The 3736-nt window shown below is 35.7% G+C and carries 4 protein-coding genes; 2 read left to right on the forward strand and 2 right to left on the reverse strand.

Annotation, left to right across the window (positions count from 1 at the left end; all coding sequences use genetic code 11):
• Positions 1 to 189: 189 nt before the first annotated feature.
• Positions 190 to 1314 carry a BaiN/RdsA family NAD(P)/FAD-dependent oxidoreductase gene (locus F3H01_RS02735; protein ID WP_149724746.1) on the reverse strand — a complete coding sequence of 375 codons (1125 nt, stop codon included), beginning with the start codon at positions 1312 to 1314 and terminating at the stop codon, positions 190 to 192.
• Complete coding sequence (locus F3H01_RS02740) at positions 1311 to 2612, reverse strand: MFS transporter (RefSeq protein WP_149724747.1); 1302 nt, start codon at positions 2610 to 2612, stop codon at positions 1311 to 1313. The genes F3H01_RS02735 and F3H01_RS02740 overlap by 4 nt, the downstream gene beginning before the upstream one ends.
• Positions 2613 to 2725: 113 nt before the next feature.
• On the opposite strand from F3H01_RS02740, the gene F3H01_RS02745 reads away from it, so the two are divergent.
• Positions 2726 to 3370: a non-canonical purine NTP pyrophosphatase gene (locus F3H01_RS02745; protein ID WP_149724748.1), complete on the forward strand. Its 645-nt coding sequence runs from the start codon at positions 2726 to 2728 to the stop codon at positions 3368 to 3370.
• 101 nt (positions 3371 to 3471) lie between these two features.
• Positions 3472 to 3736: DUF262 domain-containing protein (locus F3H01_RS02750; protein ID WP_149724749.1), on the forward strand; the 265-nt coding region annotated here is incomplete at its 3' end.

Genomic DNA, 3736 nt, shown 5'->3' on the forward strand with positions numbered 1-3736 from the left:
TATATTTTAAATTAAATTCAACATAACGTTTAGCTTGCTTAGCTATAAAATTTACTCCAAAATCTTTTTAAAATATTTTAAATATTTAAATTACTCTAAATAAATTTGCTTTAAAAGCCTACTTTCATAGTAAATCTATCTTATTTAAAATATGAAAATTTGTCTAAAAATTAGCTAACTTCTAGGAGATCATAGATTTAAGACCCTAGCCACCTTTAGAGCGCTTGCAAATGCAAAATGTAAGTTATATCCGCCAAGCATGCCAGTGATGTCCAAGACCTCACCAATGAAATAAAGCCCCTTAATGTTAGAGGCTTGTAAATTTTCATCTAAAAATTCAATCTTTATACCGCCTTTTGTAACTTCCGCTCTTTCAAAGCCAAACGTGCCAGCCGGGGCAAATTCATAAGCAAAAAGCCTTTTTATGATTTGTCTCTCTTTATCGCTAAATTCATAAAAAGCTCTATCTTTTAAGCCAAAATTTTTTAAAAACTCCAGTACAAATCTCTTTGGCAAGGGCAAAACCGAACTAAGCTGCTTTTTGCCATTTATTAAATTTTTCTCATTAAATTTGGGTAAAAAATTTATACAAATTCGACCTTTTTGCCAAAATAACGAGGTGTTTAGTATCGCTGGTCCGCTTATGCCTCTATGTGTAAAAAGTAAGTCTCCACTAAATTTATGGCTATTTATCTCCACATCTGCGTTTAGGCTGACGCCACTAAGTTCTTTAAACCAAAACTCATCTTTTTGTACGCTAAATCCGACAAGTGCAGGTGCAAGAGCTGATGTCTCAATACCAGAATCATTTGCTATTTTATAGCCAATGTCGCTTGCGCCAAGGGCTTTGTAGCTTAGTCCTCCACTTGCAATGACTAAATTTCTAGCTCTAAATTTCTCATCTTTTGTCAAAATTTCAAAAATTTCATCTATTTTTTTAGCGCCAAGAACTTCTTTGTTATAAAAAATATCTGCATTTTGTCTTTTTAAAAGTACGCTCAAGACGCTCTTTGCGCCGCTATCGCAGAAAAACTGATTTTGCTTTTCCTCACTAAATTTAAGCTCGCTAAAAAATTTTAAAACTTGATCTGGAGTCAGTACCTTTAAAATTTGCTCTATAAATTTTTGCTCTCCAAGATAGTTTTTAGCGCTTACAAAGCGGTTTGTGATGTTGCACCTACCTCCACCACTTGCTAGGATTTTTTTACCAGCGATGCTATTCTTCTCTAAGATGGCAACTTTTTTACTCTTTAAATTTGCTCCTAAAAAGAGCCCACTAGCGCCAGCACCAACGATGATGACGTCGTAGATCAAAACTTCAAGCTCTCTTTTAAAGCCGCCTCGCTTGTTAGGCGAGAGTCAAATTTGATTACTTGATTTTTCTCGTTTTTGTAATAATCGACTACACCTTTTTGGCTATTTAGTAACTCTAAATTTAAGCTTACTTCAGGGCTTAAATAGATATTTTTAAAAATTCTTGGATCGCTTAGGCTAAAGAGCAAAACAAGCCAGATCACGCAAAGCACCACGCAGATGATTGCGAGTACTTTAAAGCCAAAGGCGTGCAAGATATACCCACCAAATGCACCTCCAACAAAGCTTCCTAGATAGCCAAATGAATTAAAGACACCAAGGGCTGAGCCTTTTTGTGAGGATTTTACAAATTTTGTTGCGGTTGATTGCATGATGGGCTCGTGAAGGTTAAATCCTATAAAAAATATAGCAACTCCCAAAACGAAGATAAAAAGTGTAAAGCTAATGGCAAAAATAGTGTAGGTTAGGGCAAAAAGTAGCGTACCAGCTATCAAGATAACCTTGCTAAGTCCCTTGCCATCGCCAAGGGCGCCAGCTAGCCCCATAGCCAAAAAGCCAAGTACGGCACCAAGTGTATAGACCTTGTAAAGCTCACTACTTTCGTAACCATACTCTTTTACCAAAACGATAGGGATCACCAAAAATGCGATGCTTGCTAGCATCTTTTGCATAAAAGAGGTGAAATTTATAATCATGTAGTCTTTTTGTAAAAAAAGCTTACCAAATGGCACTTTTTCACTTTTAGCACTCACTTTTATCTCTTTTGGTACAACGGTGTAAAGAAGTACAATGCAAAGTAGGCTAAGAGCGGCACTTAGGTAAAAGAGGCTTGAAAGTCCATAGTCTTTGGCAAGTAGCGGCCCAAGCACCATAGAAAGTGTGAAACTAAGCCCTATAAAAGCACCCATTATCGCCATAGCTTTTGAGCGTTTTTCTTCTGTTATATAGTCACTTATCATCGCAGTTGCAACTGCTCCGATAGCACCTACGCCTTGTAAAAATCTACCAAATAGCATGGTAAAAATATCGCTTGTAAGTGCACAAATTATTGAGCCTATGATAAAAACTAAAAGTCCGATCGTTAATGTTTTTTTACGTCCTATCCTATCCGAGAGCGCTCCAAAAGGCACTTGAAATATCATCTGTGAGATCGCATAGACGCCTACTATTAGCCCTACTAAAAACTCGTTTGCTCCGTGTAAATTCAAGGCATAAAGGCTAAGCACCGGCAAAACTATAAAAAGACCTAAAAATCTGCTTGCTATGATAAAAGATAGTGGTAAAACGCTTTTTAACATAAAATTTTCCTTATTTTTAAAAGGACTAAGTTTATCATTTTAACGCTAATTTAAATTTAAAAATTTAATCTATTTTTTTGTAAAATACGCCCAAAAATCAAGGAGCTCTTGCAATGAAGATCGTGCTTGCGACGTCAAATTTAGACAAAGTAAAAGAGATAAAAGAGTTTTTAAAAGGCTATGAAATTTACGCCTTAAGCGAGATTGTAAAGCCATTTGAGATCGTTGAAGATGGTAGTACTTTTCAGCAAAATGCGCTCATAAAGTCAAGAGCTGTCTTTGCAAAGCTTAAAGAGCAGGGGCTTGATAATGAGTTTATCGCTCTTAGCGATGATAGTGGCATTAGCGTGGATGCACTTGGCGGTGAGCCGGGGATCTACTCAGCTCGCTATTTTGACCTTGATAAAAATGGCAAGGTGTGTGGTAAAAACGCAAATGACGCAAACAACAGAGCAAAGTTAATTAGCAAGCTAAAGGTTCTAAATTTAAAGAGCTCACCAGCTCACTACACCGCCTGTATCGCCATTAGCTCAAAATTTGGTGATTACACTACGCATGGCTTTATGTATGGAAGGGCGATTGATGAGGAGCGTGGCACAAATGGCTTTGGCTACGACACGCTCTTTATCCCAGATGGCTTTACTAAAACGCTTGGCGAGCTAGATAATAAGACGAAGCTTAAAATTTCTCACCGTTCAAAAGGGCTGGAGCTTGCAAATTTTGTGCTAAAAAGTCTAAAGAAAAACTACAATAATTAGGATTAGTAACTTTTTATGCAGATGATTATTGAACAAGAAGTCAATTATATACTATTTTAAAATAGAATTATGTTTTTTAATTTTTTATAAAGGAAATGATTATGTCAAAATTAGAGATTTTAGAAATTGATGAAGAAATTGAATCAGAAGAAACTTCATATGCCAAAACGTACAAATTAACAAGTTTCGGTATAGATTTTCCAGTAGATGCTTTAGTTGGTAGATATAAAACTAAGTCAATATATTTACCAGATTTTCAAAGAAATTATGTTTGGGAAAAAAAACAAGCTTCTAAATTTATAGAATCACTATTGTTGGGATTGCCAGTACCAGGAATTTTTTTATATCAGGAAGATAGTAATAAAA

It is taken from the genome of Campylobacter concisus, assembly GCF_902460875.1.
Lineage (GTDB): Bacteria > Campylobacterota > Campylobacteria > Campylobacterales > Campylobacteraceae > Campylobacter_A > Campylobacter_A concisus_AA.

Bases quoted from the DNA above. Each gene is read 5' to 3' on its own strand.
- F3H01_RS02740 (WP_149724747.1), bottom strand. From the start codon at position 2,612: ATGTTAAAAAGCGTTTTACCACTATCTTTTATCATAGCAAGCAGATTT.
- F3H01_RS02745 (WP_149724748.1), top strand. From the start codon at position 2,726: ATGAAGATCGTGCTTGCGACGTCAAATTTAGACAAAGTAAAAGAGATA.